The 23,508-nt window shown below is 48.7% G+C and carries 21 protein-coding genes; 16 read left to right on the forward strand and 5 right to left on the reverse strand.

Annotated elements, in window-relative coordinates:
* Positions 1-21: 21 nt before the first annotated feature.
* Together KJS57_RS15125 and KJS57_RS15130 are read left to right on the forward strand one after the other, a co-directional pair.
* Positions 22-576: a pyridoxamine 5'-phosphate oxidase family protein gene (locus KJS57_RS15125; protein WP_213655441.1), complete on the forward strand. Its 555-nt coding sequence runs from the start codon at positions 22-24 to the stop codon at positions 574-576.
* Positions 577-613: 37 nt separating this feature from the next.
* Positions 614-1,417, forward strand: coding sequence for an AAC(3) family N-acetyltransferase (locus tag KJS57_RS15130; protein ID WP_213655442.1), 804 nt, complete (start codon positions 614-616; stop codon positions 1,415-1,417).
* A 24-nt stretch (positions 1,418-1,441) separates the two neighbouring features.
* On the opposite strand, the gene cysK is transcribed toward KJS57_RS15130, so the two are convergent.
* The gene (cysK, locus tag KJS57_RS15135) at positions 1,442-2,365 is read right to left on the reverse strand and encodes a cysteine synthase A (RefSeq protein ID WP_213655443.1); all 924 of its coding nucleotides are present in this window, start codon (positions 2,363-2,365) and stop codon (positions 1,442-1,444) included.
* 224 nt (positions 2,366-2,589) lie between these two features.
* On the opposite strand from cysK, the gene KJS57_RS15140 reads away from it, so the two are divergent.
* A complete protein-coding gene (locus tag KJS57_RS15140; RefSeq protein ID WP_244861574.1) occupies positions 2,590-3,084 on the forward strand; it encodes a hypothetical protein in 495 nt (164 codons plus the stop codon).
* Here the strand turns inward: KJS57_RS15140 and KJS57_RS15145 are convergent.
* Positions 3,071-3,952: a hypothetical protein gene (locus KJS57_RS15145; protein ID WP_211021651.1), complete on the reverse strand. Its 882-nt coding sequence runs from the start codon at positions 3,950-3,952 to the stop codon at positions 3,071-3,073. The genes KJS57_RS15140 and KJS57_RS15145 overlap by 14 nt on opposite strands.
* A 173-nt stretch (positions 3,953-4,125) precedes the next feature.
* Between KJS57_RS15145 and KJS57_RS15150 the strand changes: the two genes are divergently transcribed.
* Complete coding sequence (locus tag KJS57_RS15150) at positions 4,126-4,443, forward strand: YciI family protein (protein WP_211021652.1); 318 nt, start codon at positions 4,126-4,128, stop codon at positions 4,441-4,443.
* A 291-nt stretch (positions 4,444-4,734) separates the two neighbouring features.
* Here KJS57_RS15150 and KJS57_RS15155 read toward each other — a convergent pair whose 3' ends face one another.
* The gene (locus KJS57_RS15155; protein ID WP_211021653.1) at positions 4,735-6,696 is read right to left on the reverse strand and encodes an ABC-F family ATP-binding cassette domain-containing protein; all 1,962 of its coding nucleotides are present in this window, start codon (positions 6,694-6,696) and stop codon (positions 4,735-4,737) included.
* A 190-nt stretch (positions 6,697-6,886) separates the two neighbouring features.
* Here KJS57_RS15155 and KJS57_RS15160 point away from each other — a divergent pair, with 190 nt between their 5' ends.
* The 7 genes from KJS57_RS15160 to groL all read left to right on the forward strand — a co-directional run bounded on the left by KJS57_RS15160 (position 6,887) and on the right by groL (position 12,095).
* Entirely contained in the window at positions 6,887-7,528 is a 642-nt protein-coding gene (locus KJS57_RS15160) for a 5-formyltetrahydrofolate cyclo-ligase (protein WP_213655444.1), read from the forward strand.
* Positions 7,529-7,566: 38 nt separating this feature from the next.
* Positions 7,567-8,034 carry a cyclic pyranopterin monophosphate synthase MoaC gene (moaC, locus tag KJS57_RS15165; RefSeq protein WP_211022165.1) on the forward strand — a complete coding sequence of 156 codons (468 nt, stop codon included), beginning with the start codon at positions 7,567-7,569 and terminating at the stop codon, positions 8,032-8,034.
* Positions 8,035-8,103: 69 nt separating this feature from the next.
* On the forward strand, positions 8,104-8,589 hold the full coding sequence (locus tag KJS57_RS15170) for a MogA/MoaB family molybdenum cofactor biosynthesis protein (RefSeq protein WP_213655445.1): 486 nt from the start codon (positions 8,104-8,106) through the stop codon (positions 8,587-8,589).
* 106 nt (positions 8,590-8,695) lie between these two features.
* The gene (locus tag KJS57_RS15175; RefSeq protein WP_211021656.1) at positions 8,696-8,926 is read left to right on the forward strand and encodes a twin-arginine translocase TatA/TatE family subunit; all 231 of its coding nucleotides are present in this window, start codon (positions 8,696-8,698) and stop codon (positions 8,924-8,926) included.
* A 110-nt stretch (positions 8,927-9,036) separates the two neighbouring features.
* Complete coding sequence (gene tatC / locus KJS57_RS15180; RefSeq protein ID WP_211021657.1) at positions 9,037-9,795, forward strand: twin-arginine translocase subunit TatC; 759 nt, start codon at positions 9,037-9,039, stop codon at positions 9,793-9,795.
* A 299-nt stretch (positions 9,796-10,094) separates the two neighbouring features.
* Entirely contained in the window at positions 10,095-10,376 is a 282-nt protein-coding gene (gene groES, locus KJS57_RS15185; protein WP_114496573.1) for a co-chaperone GroES, read from the forward strand.
* A gap of 99 nt (positions 10,377-10,475) precedes the next feature.
* Complete coding sequence (gene groL, locus KJS57_RS15190) at positions 10,476-12,095, forward strand: chaperonin GroEL (protein ID WP_211021658.1); 1,620 nt, start codon at positions 10,476-10,478, stop codon at positions 12,093-12,095.
* An 88-nt stretch (positions 12,096-12,183) separates the two neighbouring features.
* On the opposite strand, the gene KJS57_RS15195 is transcribed toward groL, so the two are convergent.
* Positions 12,184-12,465, reverse strand: coding sequence for a phosphatidylinositol kinase (locus tag KJS57_RS15195; protein ID WP_211021659.1), 282 nt, complete (start codon positions 12,463-12,465; stop codon positions 12,184-12,186).
* 221 nt (positions 12,466-12,686) lie between these two features.
* Between KJS57_RS15195 and KJS57_RS15200 the strand changes: the two genes are divergently transcribed.
* From KJS57_RS15200 to KJS57_RS15215, 4 genes are all read left to right on the forward strand, one after another.
* Entirely contained in the window at positions 12,687-13,799 is a 1,113-nt protein-coding gene (locus KJS57_RS15200; protein ID WP_213655446.1) for an amidase domain-containing protein, read from the forward strand.
* Between the two features lie 76 nt (positions 13,800-13,875).
* A complete protein-coding gene (locus tag KJS57_RS15205; protein ID WP_213655447.1) occupies positions 13,876-15,360 on the forward strand; it encodes an oligosaccharide flippase family protein in 1,485 nt (494 codons plus the stop codon).
* 173 nt (positions 15,361-15,533) lie between these two features.
* A complete protein-coding gene (locus KJS57_RS15210; RefSeq protein ID WP_213655448.1) occupies positions 15,534-17,219 on the forward strand; it encodes a methyl-accepting chemotaxis protein in 1,686 nt (561 codons plus the stop codon).
* A 219-nt stretch (positions 17,220-17,438) separates the two neighbouring features.
* A complete protein-coding gene (locus tag KJS57_RS15215) occupies positions 17,439-22,424 on the forward strand; it encodes an InlB B-repeat-containing protein (protein WP_213655449.1) in 4,986 nt (1,661 codons plus the stop codon).
* A 94-nt stretch (positions 22,425-22,518) separates the two neighbouring features.
* Here the strand turns inward: KJS57_RS15215 and KJS57_RS15220 are convergent, their stop codons facing one another.
* On the reverse strand, positions 22,519-22,764 hold the full coding sequence (locus KJS57_RS15220; RefSeq protein WP_211021669.1) for a hypothetical protein: 246 nt from the start codon (positions 22,762-22,764) through the stop codon (positions 22,519-22,521).
* A gap of 168 nt (positions 22,765-22,932) precedes the next feature.
* Here KJS57_RS15220 and KJS57_RS15225 point away from each other — a divergent pair, with 168 nt between their 5' ends.
* Positions 22,933-23,421, forward strand: coding sequence for a hypothetical protein (locus tag KJS57_RS15225; protein WP_213655450.1), 489 nt, complete (start codon positions 22,933-22,935; stop codon positions 23,419-23,421).
* Positions 23,422-23,508: the final 87 nt, after the last annotated feature.

Raw genomic sequence — 23,508 nt, forward strand, 5'->3', positions numbered from 1 at the left:
AGATATTTGGGAGGGAACCTGATGGGAAAAAGATTTGCGGCCATGCTGCCTCAGCATATAGAGTTCATCTCCAAGCAGCATATATTTTTTGTGGGTTCCGCACCTCTCAGCGGGGAGGGGCATGTGAACCTGTCGCCGAAGGGATACGATTCGCTGCGAATTCTTTCGGAATCGGAGGCGGTGTATCTGGATTTGACCGGGAGCGGCAACGAAACGGCGGCGCATTTGGCGGAGAATGGAAGAATAACGCTGATGTTCGCTGCGTTTGAAGGCCAGCCGCTCATATTACGGTTGTACGGGAAAGGACGGGTTATTCTTCCCGGCAATGAGGAATGGGAGAAGCTTGAGGGATATTTCCCCCCGCTCCAGGGTGCGCGTCAAATGATCCATATTTCCGTTTACGAGGTTCAAACCTCCTGCGGCTTCGGTGTTCCGCTGTTCCAATACGAGGGAGACCGGAACACCTTGATCCAATGGGCGGAGAACAAGGGAGAGGCGGGACTGGATGAATACCGGCAGCAGAAAAATGCCGTAAGTCTGGACGGTTTGCCATCTTCATACGGGGAACAGGCTTAAGTTAGAAGAAGTAGATAGAGAAAAGGGGAAGCTGTACATGGAACTTATGCAAGGAAAACTTATTACTGTGGAAACGCTGCGGTCCGATCTTACCGCCCTTGGCGTAAGGGAAGGGATGACGCTGCTCGTCCATTCTTCCTTTAAGTCGCTCGGACAATGGGTGGCCGGGGGACCGGTCGCAATGATTCTGGCATTGGAACAAGCCATAGGCGATACTGGAACGCTCGTTGTTCCGACGCATTCGAACGATCTGAGCGATCCGAGCGGATGGGAGAACCCTCCCGTCCCGACCGAGTGGTGGGACACGATCCGGGAGCAGATGCCGCCCTATGATCCGGACTTAACGCCACTGTGGCATATGGGCGTCATTCCGGAATTGTTCCGCAAGCAGAGCGGCGTGAAACGGAGCGGACATCCGCATGTCTCTTTTGCCGCAAGAGGAATTCATGCCGATTTCATTACCGATCACCACGGCTTGGATTACGGGCTTGGGGAGCAGTCTCCGCTGGCCAGGATCTATGAAACGGAAGGCTGGGTCCTGCTGCTTGGCGTAGGCCATGCCAGCAATACCTCGCTTCATTTGGCTGAATACCGTGCTGATTTTCCCGGAAAAAAAGAAATCAGCAGCAGTGCGCCAATGATCCTCCAGGGTGAGCGGCAATGGGTCAAGTTCCGTGACATTGAAATCGACTCCGAAGATTTTGAGAAGATCGGTGCCGACTTTGAACGGGATACGGGCAAAGTGCTGCGAGGCTGCATCGCAGGCGCACCCGCCATGTTAATGCCGCAAAAGGCACTGGTTGATTACGCCGCAGAATGGATGACGCATACGAGAAAATAAAGTCCTGAAGCGCCCGTTTATCGGTTAATCGAATAGACCCATGCTCAGGTATCTTTCGCCGGTGTCCGGAGCGATGCATAATATCCGCTTTCCTTTACCGAGTTTCCGGGCCAGCTGCATCGCCGTCCAGACCGACGCACCTGATGACGGGCCGACGAGGATGCCTTCCAGAGCGGCAAGCCGACGCGCGGTGTCGAGAGCGTCCTTATCTTCAACCTGGACGATTTCGTCGTAAACTCCCGTATTCAGAATGGGAGGAATAAAACCGGGACTGGTGCCTACCAGCTTGTGTGGACCGGGTTGTCCCCCCGACAGGACAGGGGAGCCTTTCGGTTCGACAACGACGATTTGGATCTCCGGCAAATGTTCACGCAAATATTCACCGGTGCCGGTTATCGTGCCGCCGGTTCCGGAGGTGGCGACAAATGCATCCAGTCTGCCATCCATTTGCGAGATAATTTCCGGACCCGTGGTCAGCCGGTGGACATCCGGATTCGCCGGGTTTTGAAACTGCTGGGGGATGAAGCTGCCCGGAATTTGCGATTGAAGCTCCAGCGCTTTCTCGATCGAGCCGGGCATACGCAGAGCTGCAGGAGTTAATACGACCTCCGCGCCGTAGGCTTTAAGGAGGTTGATCCGCTCCAGGGTCATGTTGTCGGGCATGACCAGGATCGCTTTATATCCCTTCGCCGCAGCATTCATCGCAAGCCCGATACCAGTATTGCCGCTGGTCGGCTCAATTATTGTGGCCCCCGGCTGGAGAAGGCCCGCTTTCTCCGCCTCGGCGATCATATGAGAAGCGGCGCGGTCCTTCACGCTGCCGCTAGGATTGAAATACTCCAGTTTGACATAAACATCGGCGTCTTGTTCTCCGGTCATACGTCCCAACTTGACCGCCGGAGTATTGCCGACGAGTTCGGTGATGCTATTAAATGCTTTGCAGGTCATAGCAGGTAAAGCCCCACTTTCAGTACGGCTGATAAGAGCCGGGTTTTCTGTATATTCTACCCGTGTTGCCGATCACGTTCAAGCTAAGCAATAAATCAGTATCATGCGGGATTATCCTATGGTAAAGTAGGAATAACAACGAAGATGAGGCCACCAGCGGGTTTCATCTTTTTTTATATTAATTAGTGATGAATTTCACAACTTGAAACGAGGGGATGTTGCAGATGGTTGAAGCAAGGAAAATGCCGTTCTCCGTGAAGCTGCTGATTGCATTGCAGGGCTTTTTAGGAATAGGGGCAGTGTTTGGAGGGGGGGCTTTAATTATAGATCCCAGCGGGCAGTTGCTCGGAATGCCGACGGAAATGATGAAGATCCCGCTCTTTTCCGACTTTTTGTTCCCCGGAATGATTCTGCTGCTCGTACTGGGGATCGGCCCGCTGGGAATTATGGTGTCACTGCTTCGCCGGCAAGCGTGGTCGCTGGGAGAGAGGCTCAATTTATTCAGGCCCATGCACTGGTCCTGGACGTTCTCCCTATATACGGCATTTGCTTTGATTATTTGGATTATGGTGCAGCTCTATATTATCAAAGAGACAGCAGTGATTCACCTTGTTTACATGATGCTTGGTCTGGCGATTCAAATCGTAACGCTGCTCCCGTCCGCAAGGAATTTCTATGAGCTTGAGGACGGCAGCGGGGATGGCATTACCATGACTTAAGCTCGGTCCGCTTCCAGGTGTCTTTCGCTACGCAGATGTACATATAGTTTTCGTCCCAGGCGATATCCCCCTGGTTGCCCGGAGAATTGGCCGATTCGGGAGTCTTCGATTCCCGGATGCGTATGCTGTCGCCGGCGACGTCAAGTTTGCTCTCGGGGGCATTGGTTCCAATGCCGACGTTGCCGTCGCTGCGACTTACGGTCACTGCACTCTCAATGGCTTCACCTTTATCGTCATAACGGATAATGTTGAAATCAGCGCCGCTATTCCCGCCTTTTTCCCCGCTGTTTGTACGCAGGCTCCAAAGCGGAGTGGTCGCATTGTCCTTGCCCGTTTTGGCAAATTGGATATCCCGATTGCCTTCAGCGGCTACTCTGAGAATGCCGTCCATGACGTTGAAGTTGGAAGAGTGGGTGCGTATCTCCGCTACATCGGTGTCGTAAGGAATTTCAAAGCGCGTAAACAACTGGTCTTTGTTCTCCCCGTCGGGAGACATCGTAGTTTCGAATGATATATGCTTGTGGTCATGTTGTTCCGGATTGTTTGCTTTGTCATGTGAGACGATAGCCGTTTTGTCGTTTCCTTTTTCATCGGCCCATGAGATAGCCGGCTTGGCCCGTTCCGCGGTCCATTGCAGCCGGATGAGATCGGACAGATGACCTTCGGAAGCGACCCACTTTTGATCCGTCGACAGATGAATCCGTTCATTTTGCGGGAACGCTAAACCACCGCCCGGCAAAGAGGATTCTTGAAAAGAGGGCGCGGAAGAGGATGATGAACTTTCAGCGACGCCAAACAACTGGCATCCTCCTACAAAAGATAAACTAGCCCCTAACGCCGTCAGGGAGACAATTTTTATCAGCTTCATTTCATACTCTCCTTTTTTTTACAGGATTTGATTGAATTCCTATAGAGATAATTGTATTTTTTTGTTGAAATGACAATAGGTAATTTGAATGGAATCCTTGGGGAAATTCATCAGCTAATGGGTTTGATCCGCCTTGTGGGAAATTAGTACGAGAAACGAGGGACGTGAAATCGATGGAGAATTCAACGGAAAATCAATCTTTTGTGAAGTATGTGATTTTACTTTCGATGAATCCGGGAAGGAGCTTCAATGAGGAGTTAATCCGCAGTCATGTCGCCTATTTAAGGGAATTACAATCGATGGGAAAACTGGTAATGTGCGGACCCTTTGTCGATGTTCCCGGAGGGATGCTCATTATTCAGGCCGCCGATTTGGAAGAAGCCAAAGCTTTGGCGGAGCGTGACCCGTTCGTGAAATCAGGAACTGAGAACTATGAACTAAGGGCCTGGGAAATTTCCTGCGAAGCGAACAATCATTTGGGAATGGGGTAAAATAGGGGGCCTGTCAAGATGTGGACAATATTAACCGCAATTTGAAAGGCTATTGTATGAAAAATGCTTGAAAGCTTGCCTGACAACGGATGAAGACGGATTCCGAAAATCGAGTCATTATTTTCTGAAAAATGTGGATAATGTGCATAACCTAGTGGATAAATTCTACAATTTCAAAAAAAGCCCGAAAAAAACGACCTCAAGGGTCGCTTTTTTTGGAAATGCATCTTCAACACTGTGGATAACGATGTGTATAAAGAGATTATAAAGAATTTGAATTTTTTTTGAGAATTATTCTGCGGCAAGGGATTCCCATTCCTCATAAGCCGAGGACAATTCTAATTTGTTACTGTCAATTACCGATTGGCGCTCCTGAAGGGCAGTATAGTCCTGATATATTTCCGGGAGCATTAATTCCGCTTCTAGATTGGCGATTTCGCCCTCCAGCCGGGCGATGGTCTCTTCCAGCTGTTCCAGTCTCCGGAGACGAGCCCGTTCCTGACGCTTAGCTTGTTTATCCGCTTCATAATTGGCGGCCCCCGTCTTTCCGGTTGAAGCCTCCTCAACGGAACTTCGATCCTGGGGACCCGGTTTCGAGGCTTCACTGTTTGCCTGTTCCGCGGCCAGCTCCTGCAGTTCCTGTTTTTTCGCCAAGTAATCGTCATAATTACCCAGGAAATGTTCGGCACCGCCGGGATGAAGCTCCTCAATGCGTTCCGCCATCTTGTTCAGGAAATAACGGTCATGAGATATGAAGAGCAAGGTTCCGTCATAATCAATCAGCGCCGATTCCAGCACTTCCTTGCTGAACAGATCCAGATGGTTGGTCGGTTCGTCTAGGATCAGGACGTTAGCTTTTTGCAGCATCAGCTTGGAAAGGGCGATTCGGGCTTTTTCCCCGCCGCTTAAGGCAGAGATTTTCTTGAGCACATCCTCACCGCTGAACAAAAAGTTGCCCAGCACGCTGCGGATTCGGGCCTCTTCCATATGGGGAAAGGCGTTCCAGACTTCCTCAAGCACGGTGTTTTGCGGGTTTAAATGACTTTGTTCCTGGTCATAATAACCAACCTTGACCTTGGTTCCCCAGGTGATCGAGCCGGCGGTCGGCTTCAGATCTCCGGTCAATATTTTCAACAGCGTGGATTTTCCGATTCCGTTCGGTCCGATCAGGGCAACCGTTTCTCCGCGCCGCAGGCTGAAAGACACGTTCTTGAATAAAGGAGATGACCCGGGCTCAAAGGCATAACTCAACCCATCGACTTGAAGTACATCTTTACCGCTTGTGATTTCTGCTTCGAAGGAAAAGCTGGCCTTCTTCAGATCTCCTAACGGACGGTCCATGACGTCCATCTTCTCTAGGGCTTTCCGGCGGCTCTGCGCACGTTTCGTGGTTGAGGCCCGGACGATATTTTTCTGAATAAAAGTCTCCATTCGGGCGATTTCATCCTGCTGTTTCTCGTATAGCTTCATTTGGCTCTCGTACTCCGCAGCCTTCAGTTCGATATAACGGCTATAGTTACCGGTGTATCTGCGGGATTGATGCCGCTCGATTTCGACAATTGCCGTAACGAGCCGGTCCAGGAAGTAGCGGTCATGAGAGACGACAAGCAAGGCGCCGGAATAGTTGCGCAGATAATCCTCCAGCCAGGTCAGCGTCTGAATGTCCAGGTGGTTGGTCGGTTCGTCGAGCATGAGCAGATCCGGAGCCTGAAGCAGGATCCGTGCCAGGGCCAGCCGGGTTTTCTGCCCGCCGCTCAGCGTGGAAATCACGGTGTCCGGCGAAAAAGAGCCGAACCCCATACCATGAAGTACGCTGCGGATGCGGGTTTCGATTTCATAGCCGCCTTGATCCTTGAACCAATCTGATTTTATTGCATAGCGTGTCAGTAAATCCTGGTAAGCTTTATCGTCATGGGCCAAGCCCGGATCGGCGATCTGAATTTCCATCCGCCGGAGCTCCTGTTCCGTTTCCGTCAGATCGGAGAAAACATCGAGCATTTCCTCCCAAATGGTACGGTCCGATTGCAAGCCGCTATTTTGCGCCAGATAACCGACCCGCGTTTCTTTAGCTTTGAATATTTGTCCGCCGTCCGGAGTCAGCTCACCCGCCAATATTTGCAGCAGGGTCGACTTCCCGGCGCCGTTCACGCCGACGAGACCGATCCGGTCCCGTTCAAGAACCTGAAGTCCGATTCCTCCGAGTATAGTGGTTACGCCGTATAATTTAGTAATATCAGTAGCTTGAAGCAGCATATCAATTTCGATCCTCCTATATAACTCCCTCTCTATGAACAGTGTACATGAAATAACGTTCAAATGCACCGCTCATTCCTGTAGGGCAAGGGTTTGAAGTGTCCGGTTCAGTTTTCATTTTGCCTCAACAATGATACACTAAGGAAAGGTATAGCATGTCCCGTCCCTAAGGCGGAAAAGGAGTTATCGCATGAGCATCGGGGAAAGCAAAAGAGAGCTTAGAGCGGAGATGTCCCGAGTTCGTTCCGAGATCTCCGGGGAGTCCCGGAGTGCGCAATCGCTTGCTGCCTGTATGCATGCGGAACATGAAGTGATCGGACCGCTTCGGAATAAGCGAGACTCCGGGCTGACGGTGTTTACATTTTTGTCGTTCCGCGATGAACCGGATACTCGCCCGCTTCTGAGGAGTTGCCTGGAACGGGGCGATACAGTCCTGGTTCCGAGAGTGACCGGAGACGGTATCATGACGCTGCATCGTATCGGTGGAGAAGAGGATCTTGCACCCGGAACCTGGGGTATTCTTGAGCCGGGAGAGGAAGTCCCTATATGGCCTGCCAGCCGCTACGGTGAGATTGATCTGGCCATAGTCCCAGGCTTGGCTTATGATCGGTGGGGAGGCAGGATCGGCTTTGGCGGAGGTTATTACGACCGCTTTATGGCCGAGTGGGCGACTTGGAGCGAAAGGGAAGCCAAGCGAACGGGTTTTGCGCTAAAAGCTGCGCTTGCCTTCCGGGAGCAAATTGTTTCGGGCCTCATTCCCATGGAAGAACATGATTTTAGACTGGATATGCTGTTTACGGCAACCGGTACCATATATATAGAAGGAAAGTAGTGAAGAACATAATGGATTCGGCAGAAGTCCAAGGCAAGATGACTCATTTTAACGAACAGGGAAGAGCCCGTATGGTAGATGTCTCCGGCAAGGAGTCCACGGTGCGTATCGCAGTTGCGGAAACGACGATCACCATGCTGCCTTCAACCCTGCTGGCCATCAAGGAAGGCAAGGTTGGAAAGGGCGACGTGCTCGCCGTGGCTCAAATTGCCGGAATACAGGGCGCCAAACGAACTTCGGACTGGATTCCGATGTGCCACCCATTGGCGCTGACCGGGGTGAATCTTGCATTCACAGACAATGGAGTCGACGAGCTTCATATTGAGGCTACCGTAAAAACGGAAGGAAAGACCGGAGTGGAGATGGAGGCGCTCACCGCGGTATCCGCCGCCGCGCTTACCGTCTATGATATGTGCAAGGCGCTGCAAAAGGATATGGTGATCGGACCAACGCAGCTTCGTTCGAAGAGCGGCGGAAAGAGCGGGGATTACATTCGGGAGAGTTAGGTACGACCGGACACAGGCGAATGATTAATCCCTGATTCATATATAAGAGGTGGATAAGGAGGGTGACTCATGGTTTGGAAGACTGCGATCCTAACGGCAAGCGACAAAGGAGCCAGAGGCGAACGTGAAGACACGAGTGCCCAGGTAATCCGGGAGCTTGTGGAGGAAGAACTTGGGGGCGAAATTGTGGAATATCGGATTGTTCCCGATGAGCCCGATGAAATTATTGCCGCCCTGATCGAGATGACGGATTATTTCCAAGCCGATCTGGTGTTGACCACAGGCGGTACGGAACTCGCGATTCGCGATGTAACCCCGGAGGCGACGCGGCGAGTCATTGAACGGGAAGTGCCGGGAATGGCCGAAGCGATGCGCTATACGTCGATGCAAAAGAACCGGGGTGCGATGCTGTTCCGCGGCATTGTCGGAATCCGCGGACGTACTCTGATCGTTAATTTGCCGGGAACGCCGAAAGGCGTGCACGAGAACCTGGCAGCCATCATGGATCAGCTTCCCGAAGCGCTGCTGATGGTCACGGGTCAATTCCGGCTTTAATCCGTACGGACTCCGGACCGGAAATGGATGCAAGATTGTCAGGCGGATGGACTAATTTTGTGATATAGGTTATGGTATTGTTAGGTATGTGAAAGGAGAGTCGGGGATGACAGCCGGATTTCTGTTAATCGTTATTGCAGCATTGCTTCTGTTTGGACCGAATAAATTGCCTGAACTGGGACGGGCGGTCGGACGTACGTTCCGGGAGTTTAAGAACGCTACCCAGGATATCGTGGATGATCATGATCAATCCGAAGCAAAGAAACCGGAGGCAGCCGCGGCTTCGACTCCGACTCCGCAGCCTGATAAAGCCGATCATCGTAGGCTTCCGGAATAGTAGTTGTCTTTATTAGCTTAACTATGTGAAATAATTGAACTGCTGTCCCTTCCTTGCCGGGAGGGATTTTGTGTGTGATATTCGTACCTGGATGGCGGGGAGGCAGGCCTATGGCTGAACAAAAAGATACTCAAAGCGTGGTCGATCATTTATCGGAACTGAGACGCAGATTGGTTTATGTCCTGTCCGTCTTTGTAATCGTTCTGGTCGCCGCCTTCTTTGTGGTGGACCCTATTTATCATTATGTAACTGTGAACGCCCTCTCCGGCGTCCGAATTGATCTAAACGCCTTTTCCTTCTGGGACGGGGTCGGCGTATATATGAAAATTTCTATGGTAGTAGCGCTGGGAATTACTCTGCCGTTTACGCTGTATCAGCTTTGGGCTTTTGTGAGCCCTGGACTGAAGCCGGCGGAACAGAAGGCAACGCTCAGATATATTCCGTTTGTGTTTATTTGTTTTTTGGCGGGACTGGCCTTCGGTTATTTCGTCGTATTTCCGCTTGCTATGTCCTTCACGGGTTCGCTCAACAAGCAGCTTGGACTGATTGAGACGTACGGAATGGCGGACTATTTCAAGTTTCTGATGAATATTGTCCTGCCGATTTCCCTGTTATTTGAGCTTCCGCTCGTCATTTTGTTCCTGACCCAAATTCGGCTTCTAAACCCGGTACGGCTCAAGAAGATGCGCCGGGTCGCTTACTTCATTCTTGTGGTGATCTCGGTTATGATTACCCCGGCCGACTTCTTTTCGGCGTTTTTGGTACTGATTCCGCTTATTTTACTTTATGAGCTTAGCGTGTTGTTGTCCAAACGTGTATATCGCAAGCAATTGGCTGCGGATGCAGAACGGGAACTGAAATATAAATAGGTTGGATTAAGAGGGACATGTCCGCACTTTGCGGCGTGTCCCTCTTGCCGGTTCAAGATTTGTCCGCTCGGTTCGGGCGAATAGGATGGAATATTTTTACGTGGCGGAGGATAAAATGGTGAGGGTGTGTTCGTCCGTATTTTTTTCGGAAAAGGAACAAAAATTGGATCAGGGACTTGAAATCTGACCTTAAGTTGAGTATCATAAAAGTGGTTATTAGCACTTGAGGATGTCGAGTGCTAATACATAGTTTACTTCAATCCATTAACACAAACATATTTAAAGGAGGCTATTTTTTCATGATCAAACCTTTAGGTGAACGCGTATTGGTAGAACCGATCGAACAAGAGGAAACAACAGCTTTTGGCATCGTGCTCCCGGACACGGCTAAAGAAAAGCCGCAGGAAGGTAAAGTAGTCGCTGTCGGCAGCGGCGCGCTGAAAGACGGAGTACGTGTACCTCTGGAAGTGAAGGAAGGCGACCGCGTGTTGTTCTCCAAATATGCCGGTACGGAAGTTAAATATGAAGGCAAAGAGTATTTGATTATGAAAGAAAGCGACATTCACGCGATCGTCGGCTAAGTCGGGTAGTCTTTTATAATGACCGAATCTTATAAGCAGTAAGCATAGCATCAAACCTATTCTTTACCATTCATTATTAACCAGGGAGGTAATTCAACAATGGCAAAAGAAATCAAATTCAGTGAAGAAGCCCGCCGCTCGATGCTTCGCGGGGTCGACACTTTGGCTAACGCAGTTAAAGTAACGCTCGGTCCTAAAGGCCGTAACGTGGTATTGGAAAAGAAATTCGGCAGCCCGCTCATCACAAATGACGGCGTGACGATCGCTAAAGAAATCGAACTGGAAGACGCTTTCGAAAACATGGGCGCTCAACTGGTTAAAGAAGTAGCTACCAAAACTAACGATGTTGCCGGTGACGGAACGACTACGGCAACGGTTCTGGCTCAAGCGCTGATCCGCGAAGGCCTGAAGAACGTAACTGCAGGCGCTAGCCCGATCGGACTCCGTAAAGGGATCGATAAAGCGGTTCGCACGGCAGTAGAAGAATTGAAGAAGATCTCCAAAACGATCGAAGGCAAACAATCGATCGCTCAAGTTGCCGCAATTTCCGCAGCTGACGAAGAGGTTGGCGAATTGATCGCTGAAGCGATGGAAAAAGTGGGCAAAGACGGCGTAATTACCGTTGAAGAATCCCGCGGCTTTGCTACGGAGTTGGAAGTTGTTGAAGGGATGCAATTCGACCGCGGTTATGTATCTCCTTACATGATTACGGATACCGACAAAATGGAAGCCGTTCTCGACAACCCTTATATCCTGATCACAGACAAGAAGATCAGCAGCACGCAAGAAATTCTGCCGATCCTCGAGAAGATCGTTCAACAATCCAGACCGCTTTTGATCATTGCTGAAGATCTCGAAGGCGAAGCGCAAGCGATGCTGATCGTGAATAAACTGCGCGGTACGTTCAGCGCGGTAGCTGTTAAAGCTCCTGGCTTTGGCGACCGTCGCGAAGCCATGCTGCAAGATATCGCTGCTCTTACTGGCGGCCAAGTCATCACCGAGAAATTGGGTCTTGATCTGAAGAGCACTTCCGTGGAGCAACTGGGTAACGCTCGTCAAGTTATCGTTACTAAAGAAAACACCACAATCGTTGACGGCAGCGGCGACAAGAGCGACATCAGCGCTCGCGTCAACCAAATTCGCGCCCAACTGGAAGAAACTACTTCCGAGTTCGACAAAGAGAAACTGCAAGAGCGTCTGGCTAAATTGGCCGGCGGCGTAGCGGTTATCAAAGTCGGCGCAGCTACCGAAACCGAACTGAAAGAGCGCAAACTGCGCATTGAAGATGCCCTGAACGCTACGCGTGCAGCGGTTGAAGAAGGTATCGTTTCCGGCGGCGGCGTAGCCCTCGTGAACGTATACAGCGCTGTAGCTGGCTTGAGCCTGGTAGGCGACGAGAAAACAGGCGCAGAAATCGTACTGCGTGCTCTGGAAGAGCCGGTTCGTACGATCGCTGCCAACGCTGGCGAAGAAGGCTCCGTCATCGTTGACCGTCTGAAGAAAGAACAAGTAGGCATCGGCTACAACGCCGCTACCGGCGAATGGGTCAACATGTTTGACGCAGGTATCGTCGATCCGGCGAAAGTAACCCGTTCCGCATTGCAATATGCTGCTTCCGTTGCAGGCTTGTTCCTGACTACTGAAGCTGTAATTGCCGACAAACCGGAACCTGAAAAACCAGCAATGCCTGACATGGGCGGCATGGGTGGTATGATGTAATAAAGGGTTCTACAACCCCGTAATACCGCAAGATGAAAGGCTCCCGAAAGGGAGCCTTTTTTGCATAAAATCATGTTCCCCACACGCGCTAGATGAAAAACGGAAGCAAAAACAAGCTGGTGATAAAAGGAAATGGTATGCGTCTGGAAAAAAAGCGGCGGCGTGGGAAAAAACCTGGATGGAATCCGAATTGTCTGTACGTAGATGCATTGGCCGGCATCCCCGCCATTTCTGATGAAGGAATGGCAAGAGTAATGTAGTCATCGCCAACATGTGCAATGAATCCGTCATAAGACTGTCCGTCAGAAGTTGTTATACCCACATATTTATTCATGCAGCTCAATGCGATTTGTTGATAATTGGTATCCATGAATAACCTCCTCGATATTTTTACTCGACTACAGTCTATGGACTTTTACCTATAACGCTCGCGGCAAATGCCCATTGCTCAAAAATATAATGGGTCCCTGGCCTGTTATTTTTCTTTAAAAATTACCAGCTTTACCGGAGGAGATATTGGATACCATACCTTCTGGGAAGGACATGAAGAACGACCAGTCGTTTTCACTAAAATGGATGGTGTGGTGACAAATGATCAGAATCATAAAGTTGCTTTTATGTTTTTCAATTTCGATTTCCGGTTGTTTTTGGTGTGGGGAAGTTCATGCAAACGACAGTAAAGCAGAAGAGGATATTGAGGTTTTTATAAAGCGGGTATATGAAAAAAGAGCAAAGGCAATGATCCACCAGAACGTAAAAGTTTTGGAGGAAAATTACTTGTCGGATAAAGCAAGTATAAATGCTCTTCATAATGAAAAAAGACGGATTAAATACATCAATACATGGGCTGACAAAAGATCGATCAAATTAGTTGATGCCCGAAGTGAAGTTAAGATTGTTCGATTAAAGGCTATGGATGAAACAGCTACAGTTTCCGTAGTGCAGTCATTAAAATTAAGTTACGATTACCTGAATAAAATCGTCCCGATCCAGTCCTTTGGAATAGGAACTCGTCATTTTATGACACTGAAAAAGTTAAATGGCGAGTGGATGATTTCGCGTGAATGGTATTTAGATCCGCTGGATGAGAATCCCGACACGATTGCGGAAACTCAAGACGGAGCAGCGCCGTCCGTTCCTAACCCTAAGAGTATAAGTAACGGTAAAAGGTATAAAAGACAACAAGCAATAGCGTATGCTGACAAATACGCGGGAACGGCATGGGGAGCCGGAAATAATCGCAGATACAACCCGGATTATAAGGATTATACAGGCCGGGGAGGGGACTGTACCAATTTTGCTTCTCAAGTGGTTGGGGACAAAAGGGGAGGCGGCCTTCCCATGACGAGCCAATGGCGGTACAACAAACAATCGGGTGGAACCCAATATTGGGTTAGAACGGATTCCTTCAAACATTTCCTAGTCAACAGCGGGTACGGAAAACAAGTTTTTAAAGGCGGGTATGAGCAAATTGTAAAGCCGACAAAGGAAGATCCTAATGGTGCGATTGCGCGGTTGCAGCCTGGCGATCTGATCGGTTATATCATTCACGGGAACGATATAGACCATTTTTCGGTGCTTGTTGGATATGATGAATATGGATACCCGCTCGTTAATTCGCATACCACAGATCGGTATAGAGTCCCGTTTGATCTCGGTTGGGACAGAAATACAAAATATGTTCTGGTCCATATTAAAGATTAATACAGTGCTTGTCAGCATAACTGAATTTGAAATGTAATAAAAATGAGGTATGCACATTGAGTCCTTGGGGGCGAATATGAACAAACCTCATTTATTATTACAATCTGCAATTAGAGCCAGTGCAATGGCATTGGTAAAGTTGCTTGGCTTAGTGGGCCGAATCATTCTTGCCAGACTTGTTGGTGCAGAAGGAATTGGCTTGTACCAAATGGGTTATTCGTTATACGGTTTCGTTATTATGCTTTTTGGAGGGCTGCCAACTGCTTTGGCGATTATTACTGCAAAGAAGCCGGGGCAAGGGTGGCAACTCCTAAAAATACTATCATTCGGCATAATCATTTCTGGCGGTATTCTTAGTCTAACTGTATTCTGGAAATCTCCACAGATCGCGGTGTTGCTTGGCAATCCGGATTTGAACGGCGCGCTGAAAAGTATTGCACCGGCCATCTTTGCTGCTCCTTTACTGGGACTATTGCGGGGATATCTGCAGGGACTCGAAAGGTTTAGCATGATTGCTGTTTCGGAGGTTGTTGAGCAAGCTTCCCGAGTGTTTTTGATGCTGTTGATTATATACTATTGTCTGCCTTCGGGATTAGGGGCTGTTGTTGGAAAAGGGCTATATGCTACATTTTTGAGCGTTATTATTTCTTTTATATTGCTTACATTCTATATTTCTTATTACGGTTTATATTCTTCCGGTTCGCAGCACACCAAATCAGCACTTCCTATCAGGTGGTTATTTCGGGCGTCAATCATGATTTCGATTACCCGGTTATTGGTTCCCGCATCTGAATTTATAGATTCAGTTCTAATTCCTAATCGCTTAATAGCCTCGGGGTACAGTTCTTCGGAAGCTATTTCAATCTACGGCATTATAACCGGGATGGCGGTTACTATGGTGTATACACCTACGCTAATCACAGGGGCACTCAGTCACACTTTAACCATGAGGATCGCCTCACAGTGGCAGCAAAAGGAAATAGTGAAATTTCATGAGCTTCTACGCATCGCCATAAAATTAAGCTGGTTATGGGGGTTAATTTCCGCTTCATTTTTATTTGTTTATGCAAGAGAACTTTCATTTTACATATTTCATACCGAAAAAGCCGGTGAGTTAATCAAGTATTTAGCGGCCATTCCTATTATTGTGGGGTTGCGAGAAATGACGACCAGCATACTTTGGGCTCAGGATGTTAAGAAGGTTCCTTTCCTGGGGCTTGCAATTGGAATATGCTCTTCCACGATCATTCAGTTTTTTACATTGGCGATCCCTGGTTATGCTTACGTTGGAGCAGCAGCTGGCGTGTTATCCATGGAAGTAGTTCCATTTATATTGAATATAGCGGTTTTTAAAAGAAACCTGAATATGAGCAAAGTTTTACCTTCAGCATTGCTGGACGTTCTGGTAATCGGAGGAAGTATCGCGGTATTGGCACAAATTAAACCTAATTCAATCATAAGCTTCCCCGACTTTTTAATGAGCATTGTTTTCTTTTTTTCTTTAACGGGGATTTATATGATTTTGCGGTGCAGAGACTTGAGAAATATGAGTTCAAAATAATCCGTAGTAGGTTTTTGCAGATATTTGAGAGCCAGCAGGAACTTATTAACGCGGAAACCAGTTCTTAGGACTTATAAACATATAGGAATTTAGACCTAATAAATCTCGTTGAATTAGCCGATATACCTACTATAGTCTCAAAAATATATTACATCATAGGAGAGTCACACATTATGAAGGTCTCGGTAAGGAAAAAGATTTTGTTGGGCTTTTTAAGCGTCGTATTGTTGTTAGGATTAACAGGCGGTATTTTTTATTTCGAGGTCAAGAAGATGGATGAATCTTATTCCGATTTGGTTGATCGGAGGGCGGAAATTCTTTCCCATGCCAAAGATGTGCAGAATTACGCTTCACGAGAAATCAGCAGCCTTAGAGCTATTTTGTTGAGGGAAGAAGGGGCTTACGATTCATTGAAAGAAGTCATCTCCGGGTTGGAGTTCTCCGTTCAACAAATGGAAGGCTTGGTGCAGCTTCAAAACACTAAGGATGAGATACAGAAAATCACCAGCCTGAACATGGAATTCGTAAATAAGGTCGAGCAGGTTGTAGAGATGCTCAGAACTCGTCCCGAAGAGGCGTCAAGAATAGCTATAGAAGAAGCCATGCCCTTGGCCCGGAGTATTAGAGATGACGTAGATGCATTGGTGTCCGATCAGGATCAACGCATGAAAGAAGGCAGCAAGGCGAATTCGGAACTGGTGGATTCCATTAAATTCACTATTATCGTATTAAACTTGTCGGCGCTTCTATTAGCCCTCGCGATTAGCGCGCTTGTCGCGCGCATGATCTCCAAGCCGATATCGGCAATGGCGTCAGCCGCGAAATCGATCGCGGATGGGAATTTGAATATAGCGGATATTTCCGTTAAAAATAGAGATGAGATTGGCAGTTTGGCGGAATCTTTTAATCTAATGAAGAGAAACCTGCACGATCTGATCAGCCAAATCGGCTGGAACAGCACCCAGGTTGCCGCTACCTCAGAACAGCTTTCCGCCAGTGCGGAGGAGAGCACCAAGGCAACGGAACTAATTTCAAATGAAGTTCAAGAAGTTGCAGCCGGTGCGGAGAAACAAATGACATTGTCGGATGAATCCGCCCAAGCTGTCGTTCAGATTCAAGATCAGATGAATCAGGCTGCTTCTACCATCCATGCGATGGCTAGCTATATGGAGTCGACCAATAACAAAGCGATATCCGGCAACCAAGTTGTGTTGAACACCGTTGATCAGATGAATGCAGCTCAAGCATCGGTAGGCGTGACAGTGGAAGTGGTCCATGATCTGAACCGGAAGCTGCAGGAAATTGGCCAAATCGTCAATCTGATGACCGATATCGCAAGACAGACGAACCTGTTGGCGTTGAACGCGGGAATCGAGGCTGCCCGGGCGGGAGAACACGGCGGAGGCTTCGGGGTTGTGGCAAAAGAGGTACGGGGCTTGGCGGCCCATTCCAACGATGCCGCAGAACAAATCAAGTCGCTGATTCAGGAAGTGCAAACGAAATCGGAACATGCGGTTCGGGCGATGAACGAAGGAGCGGCCACCTTGGATAACGGCATCCAATTGGTACATAGAACGGGAGATACATTCCAAGAGATAGCGAATTCGGTAGAACGGTTGACCGAAGGATCCCGGAACATATCGGAGATGTTCGAACAAGTTACGCAAAGAGCGGTAACGATGACGGAATCGATAGAGCATATGGCACGGATTTCCCGGCAATCCGCGGCAAATACGCAAAACGTTGCGGCTTCGGCCGAAGAACAAAATGCTTCAATGGAAGAAGTGTCTGCCGCTGCAGAATCTCTGAGCAGCATGGCCTTAGAGCTTCAGGCAACTATCAAGAAATTCGCAGTATGATCTATTTGCTAGATATATAGTATCTTAAAAAGGACTCAAGTAAGGGCAAAGTGACCTTGCTTGAGTCCTTTTTTTATTAGTTTCTTTCGACTCTGTCGAATAATTTGAAAAAAAAGGTGAATTTCGTCATTTTAATACTATTCATATGGGACAGGTTATAATATAGTTTTTTTAATAGGCATTTAAAATTTGTGCATTTAAAAATTTAGGAGGTGAGGTATGTTACAACGGAGACAACTATTTATTCCAGTCCTTTTGTTTTTTGTGTTATTTTCTTGGCTATCACCGCAAGCATCCGCGGCAACAATCGATTTTGGAACTGCCCGAGTAGATGTGGAGACTAATGACGTCCAAGATGGGTATGCGCCTCTAAAGCCGGTGCCATTGGGGGACGATCTTCTGTTGTATTGGCAGGACTATACGACTGGGATAGATTATCAAACCCTAATACATCCTGACGGTTCATTCAGTTCGCTGCCCGCTCCGACGATTAGCCCGAGAACGAATAATCAGAGCGATACGATTGTTTACGAGGGGCTATCGAACGGCAATATTCTTGTGTATTGGTATAGCGGCAGTTCGGGTACAGGGCTTACGGATACTTATTTTAAAATCATCAATCAGAATGGAACCGAAGTTGTTGGAGCTACAAAGATAAATTCGAGTCCGGGCAGCTTGAATCGGTTCACGAAAGTCGCTGAATTGTCCAATGGAAATTTGGCGTTTGTCTGGGCGACAGACGGCAGCAATTACGCTCTGAGAAGATTCCAGCCGAATGGTACCCCTGTAGATGCTGCACAATTGTCGGTAACTTCTCTGGCGGGGATTTCGGGGTCGCAATACACCCATGATATTGCAGCCCAAAAGAACGGCAAGTTTATGATTATGATTGCATATTATAACCCCAACTATGTTGGTATGATTTTTAATAATGATTCACCGACGCCGATTCAGGTCAATGGGCAGAACTCTTTCGTCATTTCAAACCGGGGTGAAAACGGGGATGAAGCTCAATGGCTGAAAGCTATGCCGAACGGAAGGTTCTTGGCCGTTTATCGAAAGAAGACGGGGGGCGATACCAGCTCCAGGAGCGCGGTATACCAAATTTTCAATTCCGACGGCACCGTATACAAAGCGGAGACCTTAATTCGGAATCTAAATTCATGGGGAGGCATATCAGAACCGGTCTTACTTCCTGAAGGCGGGTATTTACTCGGAACTTCATATTTGGACTACAATACTGAACCTGATACATATCATTCTTATTTAGAAATTTATGACGATTCGGGAGTGCTTCAAGGCGATGCATCGCCCAGCTTGCCTGTGTTGAATGATGAATACGGCACAAGTATTCCCTTTTTGGATGTGGACGGGAAGCTTTCTCTTCTGATTAACGATAAGGAACCGAATCGAGCTACTTATGACGTTTGGCTTTTAAGGCACAGCCAAGCAGCGAGCTACGAGGTGACTTTTGAAGATTGGGACGGGACCGTGTTGAAGACGGAGACGGTGAACCGCGGAGAGGATGCCACCGCACCAGCGGCCCCTTCGAGAACCGGCTACACATTTACGGGCTGGGATGTCGGGTTTACGAACGTAACTTCAGCTTTGACGGTAAAAGCGCAATACAAAGTAAACCAATATACGGTGAGCTTCGATAGCAATGCAGGCAGCTTGGTAACGGCAATAACGGCGGATTTCGGTTCGAAGATCGTCGCTCCGGCGCAACCGACGTTAGAAGGCTTCACCTTTGCTGGCTGGTACAAGGACGAGGCATTGACGCAAGTATGGAACTTCGCCACGGACACGGTTCCGCTGAACGGAATTACACTATACGCGAAGTGGAACATCAATGTTTACCAGGTCACGTTTGAAGACTGGGACGGAGACGTCTTGAAGACGGAACCGGTGAACCACGGAGCAAATGCTACGGCACCTGCGTCGCCTTCGAGACCCGGCTACACGTTTACAGGCTGGGACAAGGGCTTCTCTAACGTAATTGGAGCCTTGACGGTGAAGGCGCAATACGAAGCGAACCAATATTCGGTGAGCTTTGATAGCAATGGAGGCAGCCCGGTAGCATCGATTACGGCGGAATTCGATTCATTGATCGTCGCGCCGACTGAACCTACGCTGGAAGGCTTCACCTTTGCTGGCTGGTACAAGGACGAGGCATTGACGCAAGTATGGGACTTCGCCACGGACACGGTTCCGCTGAACGGAATTACACTGTACGCGAAGTGGAACATCAATGTTTACCAGGTCACATTTGAAGACTGGGACGGAGACGTGTTAAAGACGGAACCGGTGAACCACGGAGCAACTGCTACGGCACCTGCGCCACCTTCGAGACCTGGCTACACGTTTACGGGCTGGGACAAGGGTTTCACCAACGTGACAGGAGCCTTGACGGTGAAGGCACAATACGAAGCGAACCAATATACGGTGAGCTTCGATAGCAATGGAGGCAGCCCGGTAGCATCGGTTACGGCAGATTTCGATTCATTGATCGTTGCGCCGACTGAACCAACGCTGGAAGGCTACACCTTCGATGGCTGGTACAAGGACGAGGCATTGACGCAATCCTGGAACTTCACCACCGACACGGTTCCACTGGATGGGATTACTCTGTATGCGAAGTGGAACATCAATGTTTACCAGGTCACATTTGAAGACTGGGACGGAACCGTGTTGAAGACGGAACCGGTGAACCACGGAGCGGATGCTACGGCACCTGCGTCGCCTTCGAGACCCGGCTACACGTTTACAGGCTGGGACAAGGGCTTCTCTAACGTGACTGGAGCCTTGACGGTGAGGGCGCAGTACGAAGCGAACCAATATACGGTGAGCTTTGATAGCAACGGAGGCAGCTTGGTAACGCCTATTACAGCGGATTTCGATTCATTGATCGTCGCTCCGGCAGAACCGACGTTAGAAGGCTTCACCTTTGCTGGCTGGTATAAGGACGAGGCCTTGACGCAATCCTGGAATTTCGCCACGGATACTGTTCCGTTGGACGGAATTACTCTGTATGCGAAGTGGACGATCCAATTGCCATCGGTACCCTCAAATCTAAGGGTAACGACAGGGGATGGCCAGGTCACATTAAACTGGGACTCCGCATCTGGTGCAACCTATTATGACGTATACATGTCTACGACGCCGGGACTGACCGGCAAAACCTCGATTGCAACCGTAACGGAGGCAACCTATCAAGTATCGGATCTGAGTAACGGTACCACTTATTATTTTGTAGTTAAAGCCGGAAATGCCGGCGGTTTGAGTGCCGAATCCAATGAGGTGAACGCTACTCCGCAGATTCCTGCACCGGGAGCACCCGTATTGCAGCAAGCAATCGGGGGGAATGCCAAGGTACAATTGTCATGGAGTCCGGTTCTTGGTTCTACGGGATACCAGATTTACCAAAGTACTGAATCCGGCATTTATGGTTCAGAGACCGCTACGGTTACTGAGTCGGTATACAGTTACGAAGTGGACGGATTAGCCAATGGTAAGGTTTACTACTTCGTGGTCAAAGCAATTAACGAAGGCGGCTTAAGCGCAGAATCTAATGAAATGAGCGCAAAACCGGCAACCGTTCCATCTGCTCCAAGAGATGTTACTGCGGTGGCTGGAAACGGTCAGGCAACGATCACCTTTACTTCTCCTGCCGACAATGGCGGCAGTTCTATTACAAGATATGAGGTGACATCATCGCCAGGTAATATTGTAGCGACAGGAGTAGGAAGTCCGATCGTCATTACCGGTCTATCCAACGGGACAAGTTATTTCTTTACCGTAAAAGCAATAAACGAACAGGGCGGCAGCGAGTCGTCCGCGTCATCCAATACCGTGACGCCGTTTGTTTCTTCAGGGAATAATGATCCTGGTTCTTACAGTCCGCCGGCCCAAACGACACCTTCGAATCCGGCAGTAACGACGGAGAACAAGAACGTAAATATTCTCGTAAACGGCAAAGTTGAGAATATCGGGACGCAATCGTTGGACGTAGTGAACGGGCAACAAGTTACTACCATTCAAGTTGACGAAGCGGAATTCCAAAAACGTCTTGAAACGGCGGGTAACGGGGCAGTCATTACTATTCCGTTTGACGGGGAGAGCGACATCGTGATCGCCGAACTTAACGGCCGCATGTTGAAGAACATGGAGGATAAGCAGGCGACAGTGGAAGTTCGTACAAACGGGGCAGTATACACGTTGCCTGTGCAACGCATCGACATCCAGTCCCTGGCCAAGCAGTTCGGGAGCAACTTGGAAATTCAAGATATTATGCTCCAAGTTGAAATTGGAATCCCGTCTAAAGAAAGTATCCAAACAGCAGAAAAGGCTGCTTCTGCCCAAGGACTGCAGATGATAGTTTCTCCGTGGAATTTTAGTGTTAAGGCAGTCTACGGTGGCCGCACGTTGGAAGTGACGAAATTCGATTTCTTCGTTGAACGCTCCATTGCGATTCCGAATAGTGTGGATCCGAACAAAGTCACAACTGGCGTAGTAGTGGATCCGGATGGGTCTATACGCCATGTGCCAACAAAAGTTATAAATCAAGAGGGGACCTATTATGCGCAGATTAACAGTCTAACGAATAGTATGTACTCTGTTGTATGGCATCCTGTAGAATTTGCGGACGTGGAGAATCACTGGGCAAAAGATGCGGTAAACGACATGGGATCAAGAATGGTCATCAACGGAACAGGAAACGGGATGTTCGATCCGGATCGTGATATTACCCGTGCCGAGTTTGCATCCATCATAGTACGCAGCCTGGGGCTTAAGCAGGAAAATGCTCCAGAGTCGGCGACATTCTCTGATGTATTCACGTCGGATTGGTTCAACGGTGCAATCAATACGGCATCCGCGTACCAGCTGATCAACGGCTTCGATGACAGCTCATTCCGTCCGAACGACAAAATAACCCGGGAGCAGGCGATGGAGATCATCTCCAAAGCGATGAAGATCACGGGCTTGGAAACAAAAGGTTCGACCTTGGACTCGGATTCGACGCTTCGTCCATTTGCGGACAGCGAAGACGTATCCCATTGGGCAATGAATGGCGTAACAGCTAGTGTTCAAGCGGGCATCGTATCCGGAAGAAGTGTAAACGAACTTGCACCAAAATCATTTATTACTCGTGCCGAAGTATCGATGATTGTGCAGCGTTTGCTTCAAAAATCCGATTTAATTTAAGCGTAACGGTTAGTTATAGTTATAATAAAATTTGGCCGCTCCAAAAGCAGATATTTGCTTGGGAGCGGCCATTTCATTTATAGAGATTTACTATTCAGATCAACGCGATTGCGAGCAGGGTAAACAGGCTCAGGGTCAAAATGTCATTACCGTACCAGCCTGCACCGCCGTATGGGCCAGGGTAAAATGCGGACGTTTGGACAATTCCACCGCGTTCCGGACGCAAATATACGTTGTTACGATCAACATCGACAATAGTACCCGTATATTGCTGTCTATCAAACGTCATGATGCGAACCTTCCGATTTTTTAGGCGCAAACAATTGTAATAGGCATCCACTTGGGCATTCCTCCTCCTTTTCTATAAATTATGAGGAATAGGGCTAGGGAGTCACGGCGAAGGGCTATATGCCAAACTTTATATAAATGATTCAGATCGGTTATTAGTCGGTTTAATAATACTTATTGGCTTTACAACGGATTTCGGCCGGGAGGAGATGATGCTGTCATGGCGAAATTACTAATTGCAATCACGAAGTCTAGACAAGACGCAGCCTTGGTCATTGAGGATTTAAAGCAGGCGGGGGTTAAAAAAGGAAGTATTTCGGTCGTAGCCAGAACCGAGCAGGAGTTGGGACTAATTAGCCAGGATACCGGGCTTTCGAAGCCGAAGCGAGGCGACGGGAACCATGCGTTGTTCCATCCGCTTATCGAGGTCGCCGCCATCCTCGAGGATGAGCCGGCAAATGTGGCCGTGATCGGACCAGCAGCAAAATTGTTGGCGGGTGCGGAGATCGGGAAGGGCAGCGACGACTTCGTCGTCGGTCTAGTGGGAGTGGGCATTCCGGAGAAGGATGCGAAAGAAATTGAACGGGTCCTGGTAAAAGGGGATTTCGTGATTTTTATCGAATCCGAGGAAGAGGAGGCCGGAAAACTGGGAGAAATAATAGCTTCGCGGGAAGATGTCAGACCTTTTTCGTCTCCTTTGAAACCATAAATAAATTAATCTGTTTTTCAGGTTTCCGTAAGGTTGTATTAAGGAACTGTTGGTACATTATATATACTCCCTCTTCATTAATATAGA

The sequence above is a fragment of the Paenibacillus vini genome, assembly GCF_018403325.1.
Lineage (GTDB): Bacteria > Bacillota > Bacilli > Paenibacillales > Paenibacillaceae > Fontibacillus > Fontibacillus vini.